The organism is Ideonella azotifigens (assembly GCF_021043325.1).
Taxonomy (GTDB): domain Bacteria; phylum Pseudomonadota; class Gammaproteobacteria; order Burkholderiales; family Burkholderiaceae_C; genus Ideonella; species Ideonella azotifigens.
Window position 1 is genome coordinate 1 of record NZ_JAJNKD010000026.1, and the last position, 21,885, is coordinate 21,885.

Sequence of the window (21,885 nt, forward strand, 5' to 3'; positions counted from 1 at the left end):
TGCAACGTGACCGCTGCGGCTCAAGGAATCAAATGACTGCTGTCGCTGCGCTTGAAATGGATTTTGCAGGGCCGACTATTGAGCCCGAGCATCCGAGGCGTGCAAAGAGGCGCCGGGCCCGGCGCGCGCCGCTGGCCGCGTGTTAGGGTGAGGGTTGATCCGCCGCGCATGGGGCGCAGCCGCCTTTCCGCATGAGCTTGTTGATTTCGCTGGGCTTCGACGACCGCATCGAGGCCGACTCCTACGAGGCCGGCCCGCTGAGCTGCCTGAACGCCGCCGCGCTGTGGCGCGAGCAGGTGCTGCAAGGCAAGGCGCTCGAAACCCGGCTGGAAGCGGGCATGGACGCGCTGATGCGCGCCAGCCCAGCGGCCGAGCCACCGCGTGCGCTGATGTCCAACGAGCCCTTGCAGCAGGACCTGCGCGCTGCACTGGCGCGTGGCACGGCCGCCGAGCCGGCCTTGCAGCATTGGCTGCAGGACCTGGTGGTGCTCTACACCCACATCGTGCGAAAGCGCCAGTTGCGCACCGAGGCTTTTTTCGAAGTGCCCATGCCGGCGACCGAGCGCTGGGAACCGCGCTTCTACGCCCGCTACGGCAATGTCGAGCTTCGCGTGATCCAGAACTGGATCGAGCGCCAGCCCGAACTGCGCGAGGCATTGCAAACCGTGCAGGCCGGGCTGGACGACGCGAACAGCATGTACGCGCCGCGCAAGCTGGGCCGTTGGCTGAGCGCCGATGACCTGGCCTTCAACCTGCGCGCCCTGATGACCAACGCCGGCTTCTACGCCGACCTGGACCAGCCCTGGCGCTCGCTGGCGCCGTGGTGCGAGACCTACCTGGCCGCACTCGGCGGGGCCGATCACCTGTTCCCCTATCCCGGCGCGTACCCAAACTTCTGGCCGGTGCAGGCCCACCTCTGGCAGCGCGATGGCCGCGTCGCCGGCCCGGTGCGCTTTCCTGCGCCGGACCGCTTCTACGCCATGCTGGCTGGCCGCAAGCTGCTGTTTGTCACGCCCTTTGCTGACGAGATCGCCGGCCTGCGGGACAGCGGCAGGCTGTTTGGCCTCTACAAGGACCTGCCCATCCCCGACTTCGCGCTGCAGACGCTGCCGGCGCCGATGTCGGTCTACCCGCAGCGCCCGGATGCCGGCTGGCACGACAGCTTCGAGCGCCTGAAGCAGCAGGTGGATGAGGCCTTTGCCCGCCACGAGTTCGACCTCTTCTTTGCGTCCTGCGGCTGCTATGGCCTGCCGCTGACCCACCATGTGCATCGCACACACGGCTGCGCGGCGGTCTACTACGGCAACCACCTCAACACCTTGCTGGGCGTGCGACAGAAGTGCAATGACGGTTTCCTGCCCGAGCGGCGGCTGGACGCCAACTGGGCCGTGAGCCGGCTGGGCGAGATGGAGAACCTGGCGCGCATCGACGGAGGCCGTTATGCCTGATGCCGAGCTGAAGATTGCCGTCGTCGGCAACTGCCAGGCCAGGCCGCTGGCCCAGTACCTGGGGCAGCTGAGCAGCCGGGTCACGGTGCACAGCGTGGCCGTGGTGCACTTGCTGAAAGATGCCGACGAGTCGGTCTACACGCCCGAGTTCGAGGCTGCGGACCTGATCCTGGCGCAGCAGGTGGCCGACGGCTACCCCTGCGGGTTCGTCACCACCAGCGCCTTGCAGGCCAGGTACGGGGGCAAGCTGCGCAGCTGGATCAACCTCTATTACGCCGGCTACAACCCGGAGCTGACCTACATCCGCCCCAGCACCGGCGGTGCGCTGCATGGTCCGCTGGGGGACTACCACCACCGGTTCATCTTCGAGGGCTGGAAGTCCGGGCAGTCGGTGGCCGAATGCGAGCAGCGATGCCTGGACGTGGCGCTGCACGGCAAGCGCTTTGCCGACGCCGCCGAGGCCCCATGGCCGGAGCTGGAGCGGCGCGAAGCCACGGCAGACGTGAAGATCCTGGACTACCTGCGCGAGCACGTGCTGCGCAGCCGGCTGTTCCACACGATGAACCATCCCACGCGGCAACTGCTGCTGGAACTGGCGACCCGGGTGCTGAAACTGGAAGGCCTGGCGGTGGATGGTGTCGGGCCTGGCGCAGCCGAGCCGCTGGGCCAGTTCCGCCTGCCGGTGAATCCGTTTGTGCGCGCCAGCCAGGCGCCCGGATTCGATGGACCCGACCACTACCGTGGCCTGGCTGTCCAGGAAGAAGGCGGGCGCATCATCGGCTTCAAAGGGCCACACGAGTACGCGCTGGCAGCGCTGATCGAAGGCTTCTACCGCCTCTACGACCAGCGCGCCGAGGTGCTGAAGAACGCCCGCATCCGCTGAAGCGGACGTCGGCGCGGCACCGTGAAGTTCAGCCCAGGAAGCCCAGCGTGCGGTCCGCTGCGGACCAGTTGCCCAGGCGCGGCAGCATGTCCAGCAACTGGGCGTCGCTCAGGCCCAGCCAGCGGCCCATGGTGGCGGCGTAGCGCTCCACCGGCATCGAGGGCAGCAGGGCGCCCTGGCTGAGTTGGTCCGGGCTGTCGAACACGCCGTTGCCGCTGGACTTGCCGTAGACCGGCAGCGTGCCGTAGACATCGCCACCGCGCACCGCGCCGCCCATCACGAAGTGATGCGCGCCCCAGCCGTGGTCCACGCCGTCGCCGTTGCTGCTCAGGTTGCGGCCGAAGTCGCTGGCAGTGAAGGTGGTCACGCCGTCGTCCACGCCCATGGCTTGCAGCGCCTTGTCGAAATAGCCCAGGCCGTGCGAGAGGCGGGCCAGCGCAAGCGCGTGGCGGTCGGGCTGGGTGTCGTGGGTGTCGAAGCCGCCGATGCCGACAAAGAAGACCTGGCGCGAGACGCCCAGCGTCTGCCGCGCGGCGATCATGCGGGCCACGGCCTGCAGCTGCTGCGCCAGCGGGTTCACGGCCATCGCGCCGGTGCTGGGGTTGGCATGCATCAGCAGCGCGTCGGTGGCCTGGTTGGTGCCGCTGCCCCAGGGGCCGGCGTCCATCGCCGGCAGGGCGTTGCGCAGCGTGCCTTCGGCGGTGGCCGAGCGGCCCACGACCGCGGCATATTCGCGCTCCAGCACCGAGTTGTTGCGGCTGCTGCTCATCAGCGACACCAGTTTCTGTTGCACCGTGGTCGAGCCGAAGGCGGCGCCCGAGCTGCTGCCGATGCGGATCGCGCCGCCCTGCGAGAGCTGGTAGGCGCGGGCCTGCTGGCCGGCCAGCCACACGGCGTTGCCGTAGATGGACGTGGCGGTGAACATCGAGTTGCCGTTGCCGCTCAGCAGCTGGTCGGCCATGCGGCCGCCCCAGCCGGCGGTGGCGCCTTCGGTGGCCAGCGACTGCCAGGTGCTTTGCTGGTCGTTGTGCGAGAACAGCTTGACCGGCTTCTGGCCGGTGCCGGCCATGTACTGGGCCTTGGTCAGCGGTGCGACCAGCGGGCCGACATTGGCGACCACGCCGGCACGGCCCTTGTTGAACAGCGCGGCCACTTCGGTCATCGCCGGGTGCAGCGCCAGCGTGCGGCCTTGCGCATGCACCGGGTTGATGGGCAGCACACCGCCCAGGCGGGTGTGCACGGCGGTGCTGGTCGGGTCGGCCGGCGTGCCGGCGGCGCCCAGCACCAGTGCGTTGTTGGACGCGCTTCGCGCGGCGGCGTAATTGGCCCAGGAGGCGCTGTCGGTCGCCAGCACGGTGTTGTAGGCGTCGTTGCCGCCGTACAGGAAGACGCAGACCAGCGCGCGGTAGCTGCTGCCGACGGCGGCGCTGGCCTGGCTCATCGCGGCCAGGTTCAGGCCCAGGCCGCCAGCGGTGGAGCCGGCCAGGCCCATGGCGCCAAAGCGCTTGAGCAGTTCGCGGCGGGTGGTGCGGGGCAGGGCGTCCAGCGGGGATTTGGCGGAAGACGAGGACATGATGCGGCTCACTTCTGGACGATGAATTCGGGACTGGTCACGGCCAGCAGCAGCGCAGCGCGCACCCGGTTGAGCTTGGCGGCCGCCACCTTGTCGGCATTGCTGGCGGTGGCCTTGGGAATGGCAATCGAGTTGATCGCCTCGGTCATGCCGGTGATCAGTGCGGCCGGCGGCGTGCCGGTGATCAGCCGGTCGCAGACCTTGCGGGCCAGCGTGTCGGCGTTGGCGGCCAGCGCCACGTCGGCGCTGTAGTCGGTCTGCACGTCCAGGCCGGTGGTCGTGCCGACGGTTACCTTCACGCCGGCGCCGTTGGCCAGGATGTTCATCATCGCGGTGGCATAGCCGGCCACGCTGGTTTCGGTCGTGGCCTGCATTTCCGGCAGCGTCAGGCTGCGCTGGGCTGCTTCGCCGCCTGGCGGCACATAGCCTGGCCGGTAGAAGTTGAAGACAGAAGGCGCCTGCAGCGGCACCTGGCCGATGGTCGCGGCCGGATCGTCCCAGGCGCCGGTCTGCATCAGGCCGCTCAAGGACCTGGTCGGGTAGGCGCGCAGCAGCGCCGTCAGGCGCAGCACCGGCTCGCGCAGCTTGCCGTAGGCGTCGCCGCCAGCCAGCGTGACGGAGCGGGCTTCGTCGTCGATCAGGATGGCGCGCACGACGGCCTTCAGGTCGCCGCGCACGCCAGCGCCGTTGTTCGTGAAGACCTTGGCCACGCGCTGCACGTAGGCGGTGCTGGGGTGGCTGGTGACCAGGCGCTGGATCAGCTGGCGGCCGATGAACGGTGCCACGTTGGGATGGTTGAACAGCGTGTCCAGTGCGGCCTTGCGGTCGGCGGCCATGTCAGGCGTGGCCTGCGCGGCAATGACGCTGCCCAGGATGCGCTTCTCAACCGTCGAGTGCTGGCTGGCGTAGGCCTGCATCGGCAGGATCAGCCGGTTGGGCGACAGCGTGACGCCGGAGGCATAAGGGCCGAAGGCGTTCGGATCGGTGGCGGCCCAGTTGTAGCCGGTGAACACGGCCGACATGCCGAGGATGTCGTCGGTGTTGTAGGTCTCGATGGCGCGGCCGTTGGCGTCCAGCTTGGGCGTGCCGTCCAGGTTCAGCTGCAGCAGGCCGATGGAGAATAGCTGCATCAGTTCGCGGCCGAAGTTCTGGTCCGGCGTGCTGCCGGTCTTGGCGTTGGCTTTCTGGCTGCCAAGGTGCGACAGGTACAGGCCCATCGCGGGGTGCAGGGCGACGTCGTCCAGCAGCGTGCGGAAGTTGCCCAGCGCGTCCCGGTTGAGCATGTCCAGCCAGCTGGCCACGGCCTGCGAACGGCCGGCGCTCAGCTCCTGCATCGAGACGACGAAGATCTCCGACAGTGCAAACGCCACGCGCTGGCGCAGCTGGTCGTCGTTCTTCAGCGCGGCCGTGTAGAAGGACGCGGCAATGGTCGGGTTGCTGGCGGTGCTCTTGGCGTTGGCGGCCTGGATGCTGGTGTTGTCGCTGGCCCAGCGCGTGGTGTGGGCGGCGCGCACCGGCTTGGCCAGCTGCTCGTCCAGCCAGGCGGCCTGGCCAATGCTCATCGCGCGGCTGAGGTCGGCGTCGGTCGGGCCGAAGCTGGCCTGGGTCAGCAGGCGAAAAGCCTGCGGGCGGGTCGCCGGGCCGCTGTAGGGCGTGGCCGTGGCGGCGGCGGCTTCGCTGACCTGGTTGTCCTGGGCCGCGGTGTCGACCGGGGTGTCGGGGGTGGTGGTCTCGGTGGTCGTCGTCGTGCCGGACGTGTCGCCGGTGGCCACGTTGCCGGTGTCTGTGCCCGTGGTCGGCGCAGGGGTCGGCTCGGTGGGCGTCGACGTGCCGGCGCTGGCTTCGCCGCCGCTGCTGGCGGTTGCGGTGCCGGTGCCGGCGTCACCGCCGCCGCCGCAGGCGGTCAGCACGGCACACACGGTGGCCATCAGGGTCCAGCGCCACGGTGGGGCGCTGGGGCGCAGGGAGGAAGAAAGGTGGTGCAGTGTGCCGGCCATGAGAAACCCCGGGGTAACAAGAACCTGGGGGCACACATGGGCTGGCCCCCGACCCTTGTGGTTTCGGCGGCGGAGGGCGGTGACTGAAGTGCCGCGGGCGGCAACAGCGGGCCGGTGCGGTCAGATTGCACGCGGTTGGCCGGTACGGACTGGCATGAAAAAACCCCGCCGCGGCCAGGGCCGGGGCGGGGTTTCGGGGTCAGGGCGTGCCGCGGGGGCCGTGCCTGGCAGCGGTGGCGGGCAGGCCCGCCAGCGGGTCTCAGTCGATCATGCCCAGCGTGCGCAGGCGGGCGATGATCTCGTCGGCGGCCTGGTCGGCGCTGATGACGGCGGTGTTGACGCGCATTTCCGGGTTCTCCGGCACTTCGTATGGCGAGCTGATGCCGGTGAAGTTGGCGATCTCGCCGCGGCGGGCCTTCTTGTACAGGCCCTTGACGTCGCGGTCCTCGGCCACGTTCAGCGGCGTGTCGACGTGGATCTCGATGAACTCACCTTCGCCCAGCAGGCCGCGGGCCATTGCACGTTCGGACTTGAACGGCGAGATGAAGGCGGTCAGCACGATCAGGCCGGAATCGACCATCAGGCGCGCCACTTCGGAGACGCGGCGGATGTTCTCCACGCGGTCAGCCTCGGTGAAGCCCAGGTCCTTGTTCAGGCCGTGGCGGATGTTGTCGCCGTCCAGCAGATAGGTGTGGCGGCCCATCGCGTGCAGCTTCTTCTCGACCAGGTTGGCAATCGTCGACTTGCCGGCGCCCGACAGGCCGGTGAACCACAGCACGCCCGGCTTCTGGCCCTTGGCGGTGGCGCGCGCAGCCTTGTCCACGTCCACGGCCTGCATGTGGATGTTGTGCGAGCGGCGCAGCGCGAAGTGCAGCATGCCCGCGCCGACCGTGTTGTTGGTCAGGCGGTTGATCAGGATGAAGCCGCCGGTGTCGCGGTTGGCGGTGTACGGATCGAAGGCAATCGGGCGGTCCAGCGCCAAGTTCACCACGCCAATCTCGTTGACCTCCAACTGCTTGGCGGCCAGGTGCTCCATCGTGTTGACGTTGACCTTGTACTTCGGCTCGGTGACGGTGGCCGTCACCAGCTGGGTGCCGATCTTCAGCAGGTAGGGCCGGCCCGGCAGCATCGGCTCGTCGGTCATCCAGACGATGGTGGCTTCGAACTGGTCGGCCACTTCGGCGGGAGACTCGGCGGTCGAGATCACGTCGCCACGCGAGATGTCGATCTCGTCTTCCAGCGTCAGCGTGACGGACTGGCCGGCCACGGCCAGCGGCAGGTCGCCGTTCATCGTGACGATGCGCTGGACCTTGCTTTCCTTGCCCGAAGGCTGGGCGCGGATGCGGTCGCCCGGCTTGATCATGCCGCCGGTGATGACGCCGGCGAAGCCGCGGAAGTCCAGGTTCGGCCGGTTGACCCACTGCACCGGCATGCGGAACGGTTCCTTCTGCAGGCGCTCCTCGTCGATTTCGCAGGTTTCCAGGAAGCCCAGCAGCGTCGGGCCGTGGTACCAGGGCGTCTTCTCGCTGGCGACGATCATGTTGTCGCCCTTCAGGCCAGACAAGGGGATCGAGGTGATGTCGTTCAGGCCGATCTGCTTGGCGAACTCGCGGTATTCCTCGTCGATCTGCTTGAAGACCTTCTCGGAGTAGTCGACCAGGTCCAGCTTGTTGATCGCCAGCACCACCTTGCGGATGCCGATCAGGCTGACCAGGTACGAGTGGCGGCGGGTCTGCGTCAGGATGCCCTTGCGCGAGTCGACCAGGATCACGGCCACGTCGGCGGTTGAGGCGCCGGTGATCATGTTGCGGGTGTACTGCTCGTGGCCGGGGGTGTCGGCGACGATGAACTTGCGGCGGTCGGTCGAGAAGAAGCGGTAGGCCACGTCGATCGTGATGCCTTGCTCGCGTTCGGCGGCCAGGCCGTCGACCAGCAGCGCGAAGTCGATGTCGCCGCCTTGCGTGCCCCATTTCTTCGAGTCGTTCTCGATGGCGGCAAGCTGGTCTTCGAACAGCATCTTCGACTCATACAGCAGCCGGCCGATGACGGTCGACTTGCCGTCGTCCACCGAGCCGCAGGTGATGAAGCGCAGCAGGCTCTTCTGCTCATGCTGCTTCAGGTACTTCTCGATGTCGACCGAGATCAGGTCCGAGGTGTGGGCCATGGTGATTCCTTGAATTTGGTGCGGTAAAGAAGAACGGGCGGCGGCTTAGAAATAGCCTTCCTGTTTCTTCTTTTCCATGGACGCGGCGCTGTCGTGGTCGATCATGCGGCCTTGACGCTCCGAGGTCTTGGTCAGCAGCATTTCCTGGATGACGTCCGGCAGCGTGGCGGCTTCGGATTCGACGGCACCCGACAGCGGGTAGCAGCCCAGCGTGCGGAAGCGCACGCTCTTCATCATCGGCACTTCGCCTTCGCGCAGCGGGAAGCGGTCGTCGTCCACCATGATCAGCGTGCCGTCGCGTTCCACGACCGGGCGCTTGGCCGCGAAGTACAGCGGCACGATGGGGATGTTCTCCATGTAGATGTACTGCCAGACGTCCAGCTCGGTCCAGTTGGAGATCGGGAAGCAGCGGATCGACTCGCCCTTCTGCTTGCGGCCGTTGTACAGGCGCCAGAGTTCCGGGCGCTGGTTCTTCGGGTCCCAGCGGTGCTGTGCCGAGCGGAACGAGAAGATGCGTTCCTTGGCACGGCTCTTCTCTTCGTCGCGGCGGGCGCCGCCGAAGGCCACGTCGAAGTTGTACTTGTCCAGCGCCTGCTTCAGGCCTTGCGTCTTCCACATGTCGGTGTGGATGGACGAGCCATGGGTGAAGGGATTGATGCCCATCTCCATGGCTTCCGGGTTGTGATAGACCAGCAGGTCCATCCCGGTTTCCGCGGACATGCGGTCGCGCAGCTCGTACATCGCCCGGAACTTCCAGGTGGTGTCCACGTGCAGCAGGGGGAAGGGCGGCGGGGCCGGGTAGAAGGCCTTCCGGGCCAGGTGCAGCATCACCGCTGAGTCCTTGCCAACGGAGTAAAGCATCACCGGGTTGTCAGCCTCGGCGACGACCTCGCGCATGATGTGGATGCTCTCGGCTTCCAGGCGCTGCAAATGGGTCAAGCTCATGGTGGTGGTATCCGTGGTGGGCTGGGAAAAGAGAGAAGGGACAGCGGCCGCCGCCGGGCGGGCCGGAAGGATCGCTGGGTGCGGGCGCGGCGCCAGGAAGGCGGCCGCGGTCTTGGTTGCCACGGCTGGGGCCGCGGACGTGGGTTTGCTGACCGCCGGCTCAGCATCTGCTGCGCGCGGCGGCACCTCGGCGGCGCTGCGGGCCTGCGGTGCGACCGGGCAGGTGTGCAGCGCCAGGCGGGCTTGATGCGCGGCCTGCCAGGCCGCGACCGACGGTGCGCGGCTCAGGTCGGGCCCTTGCAGGTAGACGGTCCAGTGGCCGGGCGTGGCGCGCAGCAGCCGGTCGAGAAAGTCGAGGTAGGTGTCGGCCGAGGCCAGCTTGGTCACCGGCAGCCAGCTCAAGGTGCCACGCGGCGAGATCGCGACGATCAGGCCGCCGGGCGCCGGCCGGTCCGGGTGGTTCAGCGTGCCGGCCCAGGCCAGGTGGCGCTGGCGGCTGCGGGTGGCGTGCAGGGCCGGATCCCACTGCTCGGCCACCCAGGCGCGGCCGGCTTCGCTTTGGGCAGCCAGTTCGCGCAGCGGGTGCATCGCCAGGCCCCAGCGCTCCAGCAGCCGGGCCAACGCACGCGGCTGCAACTGGGCGCCAAAACGCTGCCCGGCCAGCGCCTGCACAGCATTGGCATCCCATAACAGTGACGGGCTACCGGCTTTTTCGGGTGGCTGGCCCAAAGCGGCGGTGCGCAGTGCCTCTTCCTGTTGCAGACTCAGCACCCGGCCATCGCCCTTGGGCCGGCCGCGGGCGCCGACGTCGATCGCCGCCCAGCCGCCCGCCGTGAAGGCCTGGCAGGCCTTGATGATGGTGGGCACGCTGAGGCCGGTCTCGGTTCGGATCTGTGCCAGGCTGCGGCCGTCCACCCGCAACTGCACCGCGCGGCGACGGCGCAGGTTCAGTTGTTGCATGTCGGGGGTGGAGGCGGGCACGAACTGAGGTCAATAAATGTTTTAGGGAGTTTATTCTGCCACTCGACATGCACAATGCCGTATCCCTCATTTGAAAACCTCATCTGAAAGTAACTTCCATGAGCATTGCTACCGCTGACGCCGCCGGCCTGTTGTCCCAACTGACGCCCCTCATCCGCGACGCCGGCAAGGTGATCATGGACATCTATGCCACCGACTTCGATGTGACCAAGAAAGGCGACGAGTCGCCGGTCACCCAGGCCGACCAGAAGGCGGAAGACGTCATCCTGGCCGGCCTCGCGAAAATCGCGCCAGGCGTGCCGGTCGTTGCCGAAGAAGCCGTGGCCGCCGGCAAGATCCCGGATGTGAGCGACCGCTTCTTCCTGGTCGACCCACTGGACGGCACCAAGGAATTCATCAGCCGCAACGGCGAGTTCACCGTCAACATCGCGCTGATCGAAAACGGCAAGCCGGTGCTGGGTCTGGTGTTCGCGCCCGCTGTCGGCGGTGCTGCCGGCCGCCTGTTCACCGGCGCGGCCGGCCTGGGTGCCTGGCTGGAAGACGCCGAAGGCAAGCGCGAGATCAAGACCCGCGCGGTGCCGGCCGAAGGCCTGACCGTGGTGGCCAGCCGCTCGCATGGCGACGAAACCGCGCTGGACGCTTTCCTGAACGGCCGCACCGTGGCCTCGCGCACCAACGCCGGCTCGTCACTGAAGCTGTGCCTGGTCGCTGCCGGCGAGGCCGACCTGTACCCGCGCCTGGGCCGCACGATGGAATGGGACATTGCCGCAGGCGACGCCGTGCTGCGCGCCGCCGGGGGCCGCGTCACCGTGGTGGCCGATGGCGCCGACCTGCGCTACGGCAAGCCCGGCTTCGACAACCCGCACTTCGCGGCCTCGGGGTTCTGATCGTTTCCGCGGCCCGCCTCGCGGTGGGCCCTTTCGTGTGACTTCGCCTGACTGGTTGGCTTCGCTGCGCTGTGCCGTGCTGCACGGTCGCGGCGTGGCCGGTGTCAGCACGCTGCCGGCGCTGCTCGCGGATCTGCAACTGGTCTCGCCGCGCCAGGCCGCCACTGCCGGCGCGCAAGCCGTGCTGGCCTGGGGTCGCAAGCCCAGTGCCGAGCGGGCGCTGGCCTGGGGTCGGGCGCACGGCCTGCCGCCGTTGTGGCTGGAAGACGGCTTTGTGCGGTCGATCGGCCTGGGTGCCGACGACCCTCCGCTGTCTGTGGTGCTGGACGACGAAGGCATCTATTACGACGCCAGCGGACCGTCAAGGCTGGAGCGGCTGATCCGCCAGCCGCTGGACGATGCGCAACGCACGCGCGCGCTGGCGCTGCAGGCCCAGTGGCAGGCGGCAAGGGTCTCCAAGTACAACCAGGCCCGCGAAGCCTTGCCGGCCGGCTTGCGGCTGGACGGCGGCGAGGTGCTGGTGGTCGACCAGACGGCGGGCGACGCCTCGATCGGCTTTGGCGCTGCGTCCGCCGCCAGTTTCACGCGCATGCTGCAGGCGGCGCTGGATGAGCATCCACATGCGCGCATCCTGCTGAAAGTGCACCCCGACGTGGTGGCCGGCCGCAAGCGTGGCCACTTCGGGGCCTTGAGCGCTGCGCTGCGCAGTCGCGTCACGCTGCTGGGTGAGTCGCTGCATCCGGCTGCGCTGCTGAGCCAGGTCGCAGCGGTGTATGTCGTCACCTCGCAAATGGGTTTCGAGGCCTTGCTGTGGGGCAGGCCGGTGCGCTGCTTCGGCCTGCCGTTTTACGCCGGCTGGGGGCTGACCGGCGATGACCAGCCGGTGCCGGCGCGGCGCCAGCCAGCCGAGACCGCGGCGCTGGTGCATGCCGCACTGGTCGACTACCCGCGTTACCTGGACCCGGAAACCGGCGTCCGCTGCGAGCCCGAGCGCCTGCTGGCCTGGATGGGCCTGCAGCGGGCCGAGCGCGAGCGTTTCCCGCCGCGCTTGCACGCGGTCGGCTTTTCCGGCTGGAAGCGGCCGGTGCTGCGGCGCTTCCTGGCAGGCAGCGAACTGAGCTTCACGCGTGCCGGTGCGGCAGTCGCCAGTGGCGAGCCGGTCGTCGTCTGGGGCCAGCGCGAACTGCCGGCGCCGCCGCCCGGCCGGCCGGCGCCAGCCGTGATCCGGGTCGAGGATGGTTTCCTGCGCTCGGTCGGCCTGGGTGCGGACCTGGTGCGTCCGCTGTCCTGGGTGCTGGACGACCTGGGCCTCTATTACGACAGCAGCCGCCCGTCGGCGCTGGAGCGCTGGTTGAACCAGGCCAGCTTCTCGCCGGCGCTGCGCGAGCGCGCCGCGGCGCTGCGCGCACAGTTGCTGGCGCTGGGCCTGACCAAGTACAACCTGGGCGGCGGGGGCTGGGTCCGGCCCGCGGGCGCTGCGGGCCGGCGGGTTGTGCTGGTGGTCGGGCAGGTCGAGTCGGACGCCGCCATCGTCCATGGTGCGCCCGGAATTCGCACCAACATGGGGCTGTTGCAGGCGGTGCGCGAGCAGCGACCGCAGGCCTGGCTGGTCTACAAGCCGCACCCGGACGTGGTTGCCAAGCTGCGCGCCCAGGGCGATGGCGAGGGCGAGGCCAGGCGTTGGTGCGACGAAATCCTGCCGCAGGCGCCGATGGACACCTTGCTGCGCCAGGTCGATGAGTTGCATGTGCTCACTTCGCTGGCGGGTTTCGAGGCATTGCTGCGCGAGGTGCCGGTCGTGACATGGGGCTGCCCGTTCTACGCCGGCTGGGGCCTGACCGAAGACCGGCTGCCGCAGCCTCGGCGCGAGCGCCAGCTGTCGCTGGATGAGCTGACCGCCGCGGTGCTGATCCTGTATCCGCGCTACGTCAGCCGCCGTTCCGGCGCCTTTGCTTCGCCGGAATCGGCTGCCCAGGAATTGCAGGACTGGCGCGACAGCAGCGTGGCCCAGGCCGGCCCACCCAGCCTGGGCCGGCGCGGCCTGCGCCTGGCCTTACGCTGGCTGGTCGCCCTGCGGCGCAGCGGGGTGCCGCTGCGCCAGCGCCCGGCGCTGCCGCCGCCGGACACAAAAGACAGCTGAATTTCGCCAGCAGCCTTCACGAGCTCGCGGCTTGTGTCGATAAGCCCCATGAAGGTATCGGTGAAATCAGGATTTGTCTGACATGGACGAAAGTCAAGCTCTGACACAGTTTGCATTGCTTGCGTCCCGGTACACCTATTTGAGGGATCGTCAGCACCACTTGCCGCGCATAGACTGCAATCAGTGCTGACTAGAGGGTGTTCCCTTGGTTTGTCGACCCTTCGCAAGGGTTTTGTGAGGTTTTTCGCGTCTGCTGCGGATCATCCCGTGGGTTGAGCCGGCAGTCGGGCATGTTTGTCGCTTTGCGTTGACGCGGCCTTTCCGGCCGCGTCTCGTGGGCACGCTGGTCACACCGTTTTGTCGTTCGCATGATTCCGATTTCCCTAGACCGCCTGCTGTCTCAGCGTCGCACGCTGCTGCTGCAGGGCCCCATGGGCCGGTTCTTTGCCACCTTGGCGAAGACGCTGCGCGACCATGGGCAAACGGTCTGGAAGGTCAATTTCAACGCGGGTGACGAGTTCTATTTTCCCGAACAGGATGGCGCCTGGGCCTTCAATCAGCCACCGGCGGAATGGCCTGCCTGGCTGCGTGAACGCCTGGTCTCGCATCAGATCGACGCGCTGGTGCTGTTTGGCCAGACCCGCGCGATGCATGACACGGCGCTGGCCGAAGCGCGTGCGCTGGGCATCACCGTCTATGTGTTCGAGGAAGGCTACCTTCGGCCGGACTACGTGACGCTGGAGATCGGCGGCGTCAACGCAGAATCGTCCATCCCGCGCGACGCGGCCTTCTACCGCCGGCTCAACATCGAGCCGCAACCGGCGCCGCAGCCCACGCATCAGCAGTTTGGCGAAGTGGCCGACATTGCGATGACCTATGCCACCGAGCTGTGGAAAGGCCGTGCGCGTTACCCGCATTACGAGCACCACCGCTGCCTGCATCCGGTCCGCGAGGGCCTGCGCTGGGTTCGGGGTGGCATGCGCAAGTGGAAAAACCGCTGGCTGGAAAGCGACATGCTGGGCTTCCTCAGCCACCCAGCGCAGCACAAGCGCTACATGCTGGTGCCGCTGCAGGTCCACAACGACAGCCAGATCATCCACCACTCGCGTTTTGGCACCGTGCCGAACTTCATCGAAGAGGTGATGGCTTCGTTCGCGGTGCATGCGCCGGCCGATCAGCTGCTGGTCTTCAAGCACCATCCGCTGGACCGGCCGTACAACGACTACCGCCGCCTGATCGCCCGCCGGGCGACGGCGCTGGGCGTGGCGCACCGGGTGCACTACATCCATGACCAGCACCTGCCAACGCTGCTGATGCACGCTGCCGGCGTGGTCACGGTCAACAGCACCACCGGCCTGCAGTCCATGTACCACAGCACGCCGGTGATCACGCTGGGCGAGTGCTTTTACGCGGTGCCGGGCATGGTGCATGCCGGCCCGCTGTCCGAGTTCTGGCGCCACCCCGGCACGGTGGACAAGCGCCTGTTCGCGCGCTTTCGCGCCCACCTGCTGCGCGAAACCCAGCTGAACGCCAGCTTCTACGCCGAAACGCCTGGCCTGCCGTCCAGCACCGAGACCAACCGCCGCCGCGCGCTGTCTTCGTCCATGCCCAACGCGTCGGCCCAGGCTGCCAGCTGGTCCTCGCCGACCGTGCCGACATTGAAATAAGTCGCCTTCGGGTGGGCCAGGTAAAAGCCGCTGACGCTGGCCGCCGGCGTCATCGCCAGGCTTTCGGTCAGGCCCATGTCGATCTCGCCACAGGCCAGCAGTTCGAACATCGGGCCCTTCACGCTGTGGTCCGGGCAGGCCGGGTAGCCAGGCGCCGGGCGGATGCCGCTGTACTTCTCGGCGATCAGCTCGGCATTGCTCAGCGCCTCGTCCGGTGCGTAGCCCCACAGCTCCATGCGCACGCGCTGGTGCAGCCGCTCGGCAAAGGCTTCGGCCAGCCGGTCGGCCAGCGCCTTCAGCATGATGGAGGAATAGTCGTCCTGCGCGTCCTCGAACTGCTTGGCGCGCGCGTCGGCGCCCAGCCCTGCGGTGACCGCGAACAGGCCGATGTAGTCCGGCTGCGTGCCCTTGGGCGCGATGAAGTCGGCCAGCGAGCGGTTGGGCCGTTTCACGCCATCGACCACCGGCCGCACCGTCTGCATGCGCAGCGGCGCCCAGCGCATCAGCACCTCGCTGCGCGACTCGTCGGCGTAGACCTCGATCACGTCGTCGTCCACCGTGTTGGCCGGCCAGAAGCCCAGCACCGCGTTGGCCTGCAGCCAGCGGCCATCGATGATGCGCTTGAGCATGGCCTGGCCGTCGGCCAGCACCTTGCGTGCCTCGACGCCGACCACCGCGTCATCCAGGATCGCCGGGTACGGGCCGGCCAGGTCCCAGGTCTGGAAGAACGGGCCCCAGTCGATGCACTGCGCCAGCTCGGCCAGGTCGTATTGCTTCATCACGCGGCGGCCGAGGAAACGCGGCTTCACCGGCGCCTGCGACCAGTCCAGCGGCGTCTTGTTGGCGCGGGCCTCGGCCAGCGTCACCAGCGGCGTGGCCTTCTTGTTCGCATGCAGCTCGCGCACGCGCTGGTAGTCGGCGTTCAGCGTCTCGATGTAGGCCGCGGCGCGGTCGTCGCTCAGCAACTCGGCGCACACGCCCACTGCGCGCGAAGCGTCCGGCACGTAGACGATGGGACCGGCGTAGTGCGGCGTGATCTTCACCGCGGTGTGCACCCGGCTGGTGGTGGCGCCGCCGATCAGCAGCGGCGTGCCACGCTCGCGGAAATACGGGTCGCGCTGCATTTCGGCGGCCACGTGCTGCATCTCTTCCAGGCTGGGCGTGATCAGGCCCGACAGGCCGATGATGTCGGCGCCTTCCTCGCGCGCCTTGGCCAGGATGTCCTGGCAAGGCACCATCACGCCCATGTTGACGACCTCGAAGTTGTTGCACTGCAGGACCACCGTGACGATGTTCTTGCCGATGTCGTGCACGTCGCCCTTGACCGTCGCGATGACGATCTTGCCCTTGGCCTTGGCGTCGCCGCCAGCGTCCACCAAGGCCTTTTTCTCGGCCTCGATGTAGGGCAGCAAATGGGCCACGGCCTGCTTCATCACGCGGGCGCTTTTCACCACCTGGGGCAGGAACATCTTGCCGGCGCCGAACAGGTCGCCGACGATGTTCATGCCGGCCATCAGCGGGCCTTCGATCACATGCAGCGGCCGGCCGCCATCGGCCTGGATCGCCTGCCACACCTCTTCGGTGTCCTCGTTGATGAACTCGGTGATGCCGTGCACCAGCGCGTGTGAGAGCCGCTCGGTCGCCGGCGCCGCGCGCCAGGCCAGCCGGGCGCTGTCGTCCTTGGCCGCGCCCTTGACCTGCTCGGCCACCTCCAGCAGCCGCTCGGTCGAGTCCGCGCGGCGGTTCAGCACCACGTCTTCCACGCGTTCGCGCAAGTCCGCGTCCAGCTGGTCGTACACGCCGACCATGCCGGCGTTGACGATGCCCATGTCCATGCCCGCCTGGATCGCGTGGTACAGGAAGACCGTGTGGATGGCCTCGCGCACCGGCTCGTTGCCGCGGAAGCTGAACGACACGTTGGACACGCCGCCCGAGACCTTGGCACCGGGCAGGTTTTGCTTGATCCAGCGCGTGGCGTTGATGAAGTCCACCGCGTAGTTGTTGTGCTCCTCGATGCCGGTGGCGATCGCGAAGATGTTCGGGTCGAAGATGATGTCTTCAGGCGGGAAGCCCACGCCTTCGACCAGCACCCGGTAGGCGCGTGCGCAGATCTCGGTCTTGCGCGCGAAGGTGTCGGCCTGGCCTTGCTCGTCGAAGGCCATGACCACGGCGGCAGCGCCATAGCGCCGCACCAGCGTGGCCTGGCGCTTGAACTCGGCCTCGCCTTCCTTCAGCGAAATGCTGTTGACGATGCCCTTGCCCTGCAGGCACTTCAACCCGGCCTCGATCACGCTCCACTTCGACGAGTCCACCATGATGGGCACGCGCGCGATCTCCGGCTCCCCGGCAATCAGGTTCAGGAAACGCACCATGGCGGCCTGGCTGTCCAGCATCGCCTCGTCCATGTTGATGTCGATCACCTGCGCGCCGTTTTCGACCTGCTGGCGGGCGACGGCCAGCGCCTTCTCGAACTCGCCGGCCAGGATCATGCGGGCGAAGACCTTGGAGCCGGTGACATTGGTGCGCTCGCCGATGTTGACGAACAGCGACTGCGCGTCGATGGCCACAGGCTCCAGCCCGGACAGCCGCATCGGCGGCGGTGCCACGGCGGTGTCAGAGCTCGAATCGGGAACGTCGGGAACGTCGGGAAGGTCGGCAGAGGCAGAGGCGGAGGGCATGGCGCGGTCGTGCGGCAACACGAGGAGATGAAGAAAATCGGCCCGAGCGGGCGGAGCTCACCCAGGTCGGGTGAGCGTCGTTGTCATCTACCCAAGCCTGACAGCGCGGGATCACCGCGCTGCTGCAACGCTCCTTGGAAGCCTGATTTTAGCGGCCTGCGACCCGACGTGCCGGCGCTCGCCCCACCCCCACGATCCAGTGCGGGTCAGCTACCCTTTCGGGTAGGCCGCTCGACGCAGGGGGCTCCTACACTTTTTGGCAGGTCTCAACCCACGTTTTTCACATCAAGGAAACTGCCATCAAACCCCTCACCGCCCCCCTGGCCGCCGCTGCGCTGGCCTGCCTGATGCTCGCCGCCACCTCGGCGCAAGCTGCACCCACCTATCGCATCAAGGACCTGGGCGTCGGGCCGGATGGCTACTCCAGCCAGGGCCTGGCGATCAACGACCAGAACGTCGTCGTCGGCTGGATCCAGAAGGAGCAGTACGGCGCCCACATCGCCGTGGCCTTCCAGCCCGATGGCAGCATCGTCACCCTGGGCACGCTGCCCGGCGACACCTCCAGCTTCGCCACCGGCATCAACAACGCCGGCCAGATCGTCGGCTACAGCGGACCGTCCGACTCGCCTGGCGCCTTCCTTTACGACCCCGTGACCGGCATGCAGGCGCTGGGCAGCTTCGACCCCGCGCACCGCTACAGCATGGCCGCCGGCATTTCGGACAACGGCACCGTCGTTGGCCAGAGCAACACGGTGGACGGCGTGCCGCATGCCTTCACCTGGACGGCGGCCACCGGCATGGTCGACCCGTTCCCGAAGAAGGGCGCGGCGGACGCCTCGGGCATCAACGCCAGCGGCCAATGGGTGGGCCACTACGACAAGACCGACGCGACCATCGGCGTGCGCGTCAGCGCCGAAGGCAAGGTCAACCAGCTCGGCGCCTTCAGCCCGCTGGCGCCCTACAGCTACGGCAAGGGCATCAACAGCAAGGGCCAGGTGGCTGGCTACAGCGCCGACCCCGACACCCTCACCAGCCGCGCCTTCCTGTGGGACAAGAAGAAGGGCATGATCGACATTGGCGTGCTGCCCGGCGGTCTCTACAGCAATGCGCTGAAGGTCAATGACGCCGGCCAGGTCGTCGGCATTGCCGACAAGCCCGCCCGCCGCGGTTCCACCAACGTGGCGTTCTACTACGACAAGAAGACCGGCATGGTGGACGTCTCCACCCTGATCGACCCGGCCGACCCGCTCTACGGCAAGGTCCAGTTCGACGCCGGCCAAGGCATCAACAACAACGGCGTCATCGTCACCAACGGCATCCAGGGCGAGGACTATCACGCCTATCTGCTGATCCCGGTGAACTGAAGTGTCACGGGGCGGGTCGGTCCGCCTCTGTCCGTAAACCGGTACAAATCGGCGCCATCGCACACTGCGCTGGCGCCTGCTGCGCTTTCGGACCAGTCCAGCCGCTAACCTGACGGGATGTGTGCCTGCCGGGGTTCCGGCGCGAGAATGGGCGCGCCTTGCCGTTGCCCATGAACTCCACCTTACCCGCCGCCCACGACCCCTACCTGATCGAGCTGGCTGCCGAGCTGTTGCGCCGGCCCAGTGCGCTGGCCGACCTGCAGGCCGAGGAGGCCCGCACCGTCGTCAGCTACATGCGACTGTGGCAGTGCGACGAAGGCGCGGTGCTGCTGCGCGAGGGCGAGCAGGCCGACACCGGCCACATGCTGCTGGTGATCGACGGCGAGGTCAGCGTCGAGAACACCGTTGTCAGCCGCACCGACCCGCTGATCGTCACCGTGCTCGGCCCGGGCAGCCTGATCGGCGAGATGGGTTTGCTGGACGGCGCGCCGCGCGCGGCCTCCTGCATCGCGATGACGCCGGTGCAGGCCGCCTCGCTGTCACGCGGCGCCCTGCGCCGGCTGATGATCGACGAACCGGCGGTGGCCGCCAAGCTGCTGGCCAACATCTCGCAGGGCATGGCCCAGCGGCTGCGCGAAGCCGGCCGCCAGCAGCGCGTCTACAGCCAGCTGGTGCGGGCCATGCAGGAAGAGATCAACGAGCTGAACCACCAGCTGCAGCAGGTGATGGGCGGCGCGTTGAACCGCGCCGCGCGCCAGTCCGACCAGGACTGATCGCCCCAGGCGCCGCGGGCTACAGCAGCCCCAGCGTGAAGGCCTTCAGCGTGGCGGCCGCGCGGGTCGAACATTCGAGCTTGCGGAATACGCTCTCAATGTGGGTGCGCACCGTGCTCGGGCTGATGCTCAGCGCCCGCGCCACCTCCTTGTTGCTTTCGCCCAGGCTGATGCGCCGCAGCACGTCCGCCTCGCGGCCACTGAGTGTCACCGCCGCGCGGGCTGGTGCGCGCGGGCGGGCGCCAGCCGCGGCGGCGATGGCGGCTTCAACCACGGCCGGGTCGAACATGCCACGCGTCGCCTCGCCGCGCAGCAGCTGCGCTGCGGCGTCAGCGTCATGCGCCAGCCGCCACGGCCGCGGTGAGCGCAGCGCCACCAGCGCGGCTGCGGTGGCCAGCACCCGCTGCGCTTGCGACAACGCGGCGCCCGACAGGCTGCGGAAGGCGCCGCTGCCGTCCAGCTTTTCCCAGGCATGCGACGCCAGCTCGGCCTCGGTCTTCAGCCGCTGGATCGCGCCGGCGGCGCGGAAGGTCCAGTAAGGCATCAGCCGCAGGCGTTCGCGCTCGCCGGCCAAGAGCCGGCCCGCCTTGTTCCACAGGTGATTGGGCAGCGCGGCGCGGCCAATGCCGTGCAGCAGGCCGGCGCGGTGCAGCTGTGCCGCGGCGTCTTCGTCCAGTCCGAGCAGGCGCGCGGTGGCCTGCGCCGCTTCGGCGACCTGGCGCGACTGGCCGGCCAGCCAGGGCAGCTTGAGGTCGGCCACGTCGGCCACCAACGCCAGCGGCACGCGGCGATCAGCCTCGTCAACCGTTTCGCGGGCTGGGCTGGGCTCATCGAGCGCCGCCAGCCAGTCCGCCGCCGCGCTGCAAGCCAGCGTGGCCAATGCCGCCGGGTATCGGCTACCGCCCGCGGCGCGCACGCGGGCCAGCGCCTCGGCCTGCCCGTGCACCTGCGAAAGGATTTCCAGCTCGCTGGCAATCGCCACCTGGTAGACCACCGCCGGCACCGCTTCGCCGCCCAGTTGCCCCGGCTGTCCGCCGCCGTCCCAGCGCTCGAAGACCTGGCGCAGGCCGGCTTCCACCGCGGCGCCCATGCCGAGCTGGCGCGCGATGTCGCCAGAAACCTCGCAATGGATCTCGGCCAGCGGCGCCACCGCGCGCTGCTCCTGCAGGCTGAGCGGTCGCAAGGTCTGGGCGAACATCTGCTCGCGGCCGGCCACGTCGTCGCCCAGCAATTGGTCGAAGCCGGCCGCGTTGGCAGTGCAGCCGGACCAGCGCAGCAGCGCCACCGCCTCTGCCGCCTGCTGCTCGGCCGCCTGGCCACCAGACGCGAGCGCCAGCCAGCCGGCCAGGCGCGCGGTGCGGTGGGAATGGTCGGTCGGCCGGCCCATGCTGAGGTCGCCGATGAAGGCGAAGGCGCGCACGGCGTCGCTGACCGCCACGTCGGGGGTGGCCACAGGGGAATCGGCAGGCATGGGGGAGGGAAGCGGAATGCGGCGGAGGGGCGCCAGCCTCGGTCAATCGACCGATGCCGGAAATGCGCCGGAATTTCGACACTGACGGCACGCGTTCAGAACGACGCGCACTCTAACCTCCTCACCGGAACCGCATCATGAACACCCGTCTCGCGCTCTCTTCCCTCGCCCTCGCTGCCGGTCTGATCGGCGGCACCGCCCCGGCCCTGGCGGCCGAGCTGCCTTCCGTCGTGCTGGTGCATGGCGCCTTTGCCGATGGCTCCGACTGGGCCAAGGTCATCCCGCTGCTGCAGGCCCAGGGCGTGCACGTCACCGCGGTGCAGAACGGCCTGGAATCGCTGGCCGGCGACGTGGCCGCCACGCAGCGCGCGGTGGCCCTCCAGAAGGGCAAGGTGGTGCTGGTCGGTCACTCCTGGGGCGGCCAGGTCATCACCGAAGCCGGCGTGAACGACAAGGTCGGCGCGCTGGTCTATGTGGCCGCGTTTGCCCCCAGCGTGGGTCAGGCCGCTGGCGAGCTGGGCCAGGGCTACCCCACGCCGCCCGGCATCGCCAAGCTGGTGCCCGACGCGCAAGGCTTCCTGTCTCTGCCGCCGGCCGCCGTGGCCGAGGACTTTGCGCAGGACGTGCCGGCCGCGCAAGCCGCGGTGATGGCGGTCACCCAGGGCGCCATCCAGGCCAAAGCCTTTGGCGACAAGGCGACCGTGGCGGCCTGGCAGACTCGCCCGTCCTGGTACATCGTCAGCGCCAACGACCGCATGATCGACCCGGACCTGGAGCGCGCGATGGCCAGGAAGATCGGCGCCACCGTGACCACGCTGCCGACCAGCCACGTGCCGCAGCAGTCGCGCCCGGCCGAAGTGGCCGCGGTGATCCTGCAGGCGGTGCAGGCGGTCGCCCGCTGAGCGTGCGGGCCA

13 protein-coding genes, 1 pseudogene and 1 riboswitch are annotated in these 21,885 nt (G+C 68.5%); of the genes and pseudogenes, 8 read left to right on the forward strand and 6 right to left on the reverse strand.

The window, feature by feature from the left end; all coding sequences use genetic code 11:
- Positions 1–191 precede the first annotated feature (191 nt).
- Both LRH25_RS30990 and LRH25_RS30995 read left to right on the forward strand, forming a co-directional pair.
- Positions 192–1,448 carry a hypothetical protein gene (locus tag LRH25_RS30990; protein ID WP_141289442.1) on the forward strand — a complete coding sequence of 419 codons (1,257 nt, stop codon included), beginning with the start codon at positions 192–194 and terminating at the stop codon, positions 1,446–1,448.
- Complete coding sequence (locus LRH25_RS30995) at positions 1,441–2,331, forward strand: WcbI family polysaccharide biosynthesis putative acetyltransferase (protein WP_141289443.1); 891 nt, start codon at positions 1,441–1,443, stop codon at positions 2,329–2,331. Before LRH25_RS30990 ends, LRH25_RS30995 begins: the two co-directional genes overlap by 8 nt.
- Positions 2,332–2,359: 28 nt before the next feature.
- On the opposite strand, the gene LRH25_RS31000 is transcribed toward LRH25_RS30995, so the two are convergent.
- From LRH25_RS31000 to cysD, 4 genes are all read right to left on the reverse strand, one after another.
- Entirely contained in the window at positions 2,360–3,904 is a 1,545-nt protein-coding gene (locus tag LRH25_RS31000; protein ID WP_141289444.1) for a DUF1501 domain-containing protein, read from the reverse strand.
- A gap of 8 nt (positions 3,905–3,912) precedes the next feature.
- Positions 3,913–5,901 carry a DUF1800 domain-containing protein gene (locus LRH25_RS31005; protein WP_231013146.1) on the reverse strand — a complete coding sequence of 663 codons (1,989 nt, stop codon included), beginning with the start codon at positions 5,899–5,901 and terminating at the stop codon, positions 3,913–3,915.
- 259 nt (positions 5,902–6,160) lie between these two features.
- Positions 6,161–8,065, reverse strand: a complete 1,905-nt coding sequence (gene cysN / locus LRH25_RS31010; RefSeq protein WP_141290682.1) for a sulfate adenylyltransferase subunit CysN — start codon at positions 8,063–8,065, stop codon at positions 6,161–6,163.
- Between the two features lie 45 nt (positions 8,066–8,110).
- Entirely contained in the window at positions 8,111–9,970 is a 1,860-nt protein-coding gene (gene cysD, locus LRH25_RS32910; protein WP_310742454.1) for a sulfate adenylyltransferase subunit CysD, read from the reverse strand.
- Positions 9,971–10,089: 119 nt separating this feature from the next.
- On the opposite strand from cysD, the gene cysQ reads away from it, so the two are divergent.
- The 3 genes and pseudogenes from cysQ to LRH25_RS31030 all read left to right on the forward strand — a co-directional run.
- On the forward strand, positions 10,090–10,878 hold the full coding sequence (cysQ, locus tag LRH25_RS31020; protein ID WP_141291934.1) for a 3'(2'),5'-bisphosphate nucleotidase CysQ: 789 nt from the start codon (positions 10,090–10,092) through the stop codon (positions 10,876–10,878).
- Between the two features lie 37 nt (positions 10,879–10,915).
- Positions 10,916–13,018, forward strand: coding sequence for a capsule polysaccharide biogenesis protein (locus tag LRH25_RS31025; protein WP_231013147.1), 2,103 nt, complete (start codon positions 10,916–10,918; stop codon positions 13,016–13,018).
- A 647-nt stretch (positions 13,019–13,665) separates the two neighbouring features.
- Positions 13,666–14,499: pseudogene (locus tag LRH25_RS31030) on the forward strand (capsular biosynthesis protein); the annotation flags it as partial.
- A gap of 56 nt (positions 14,500–14,555) precedes the next feature.
- On the opposite strand, the gene metH reads toward LRH25_RS31030, so the two are convergent.
- Positions 14,556–17,276 carry a methionine synthase gene (gene metH, locus LRH25_RS31035; protein WP_141288618.1) on the reverse strand — a complete coding sequence of 907 codons (2,721 nt, stop codon included), beginning with the start codon at positions 17,274–17,276 and terminating at the stop codon, positions 14,556–14,558.
- Between the two features lie 152 nt (positions 17,277–17,428).
- Positions 17,429–17,505: riboswitch (S-adenosyl-L-homocysteine riboswitch) on the reverse strand.
- 205 nt (positions 17,506–17,710) lie between these two features.
- Between metH and LRH25_RS31040 the strand changes: the two genes are divergently transcribed.
- Entirely contained in the window at positions 17,711–18,727 is a 1,017-nt protein-coding gene (locus tag LRH25_RS31040; RefSeq protein ID WP_141288615.1) for a DUF3466 family protein, read from the forward strand.
- Positions 18,728–18,897: 170 nt separating this feature from the next.
- The gene (locus LRH25_RS31045; RefSeq protein ID WP_141288616.1) at positions 18,898–19,500 is read left to right on the forward strand and encodes a cyclic nucleotide-binding domain-containing protein; all 603 of its coding nucleotides are present in this window, start codon (positions 18,898–18,900) and stop codon (positions 19,498–19,500) included.
- Between the two features lie 19 nt (positions 19,501–19,519).
- Here the strand turns inward: LRH25_RS31045 and LRH25_RS31050 are convergent, their stop codons facing one another.
- Positions 19,520–20,971: an HD domain-containing phosphohydrolase gene (locus tag LRH25_RS31050; RefSeq protein WP_231013148.1), complete on the reverse strand. Its 1,452-nt coding sequence runs from the start codon at positions 20,969–20,971 to the stop codon at positions 19,520–19,522.
- Between the two features lie 137 nt (positions 20,972–21,108).
- Here LRH25_RS31050 and LRH25_RS31055 point away from each other — a divergent pair, with 137 nt between their 5' ends.
- Positions 21,109–21,873, forward strand: a complete 765-nt coding sequence (locus tag LRH25_RS31055) for an alpha/beta fold hydrolase (RefSeq protein WP_141291106.1) — start codon at positions 21,109–21,111, stop codon at positions 21,871–21,873.
- The last annotated feature ends 12 nt before the right edge of the window (positions 21,874–21,885 follow it).

Bases quoted from the DNA above. Each gene is read 5' to 3' on its own strand.
- cysN (WP_141290682.1), bottom strand. From the start codon at position 8,065: ATGGCCCACACCTCGGACCTGATCTCGGTCGACATCGAGAAGTACCTG.
- metH (WP_141288618.1), bottom strand. From the start codon at position 17,276: ATGCGGCTGTCCGGGCTGGAGCCTGTGGCCATCGACGCGCAGTCGCTG.
- LRH25_RS30990 (WP_141289442.1), top strand. From the start codon at position 192: ATGAGCTTGTTGATTTCGCTGGGCTTCGACGACCGCATCGAGGCCGAC.
- LRH25_RS31000 (WP_141289444.1), bottom strand. From the start codon at position 3,904: ATGTCCTCGTCTTCCGCCAAATCCCCGCTGGACGCCCTGCCCCGCACC.
- LRH25_RS30995 (WP_141289443.1), top strand. From the start codon at position 1,441: ATGCCTGATGCCGAGCTGAAGATTGCCGTCGTCGGCAACTGCCAGGCC.
- LRH25_RS31005 (WP_231013146.1), bottom strand. From the start codon at position 5,901: ATGGCCGGCACACTGCACCACCTTTCTTCCTCCCTGCGCCCCAGCGCC.
- cysD (WP_310742454.1), bottom strand. From the start codon at position 9,970: ATGCAACAACTGAACCTGCGCCGTCGCCGCGCGGTGCAGTTGCGGGTG.
- LRH25_RS31055 (WP_141291106.1), top strand. From the start codon at position 21,109: ATGAACACCCGTCTCGCGCTCTCTTCCCTCGCCCTCGCTGCCGGTCTG.
- LRH25_RS31045 (WP_141288616.1), top strand. From the start codon at position 18,898: ATGAACTCCACCTTACCCGCCGCCCACGACCCCTACCTGATCGAGCTG.
- LRH25_RS31050 (WP_231013148.1), bottom strand. From the start codon at position 20,971: ATGCCTGCCGATTCCCCTGTGGCCACCCCCGACGTGGCGGTCAGCGAC.
- LRH25_RS31040 (WP_141288615.1), top strand. From the start codon at position 17,711: ATGCTCGCCGCCACCTCGGCGCAAGCTGCACCCACCTATCGCATCAAG.
- cysQ (WP_141291934.1), top strand. From the start codon at position 10,090: ATGAGCATTGCTACCGCTGACGCCGCCGGCCTGTTGTCCCAACTGACG.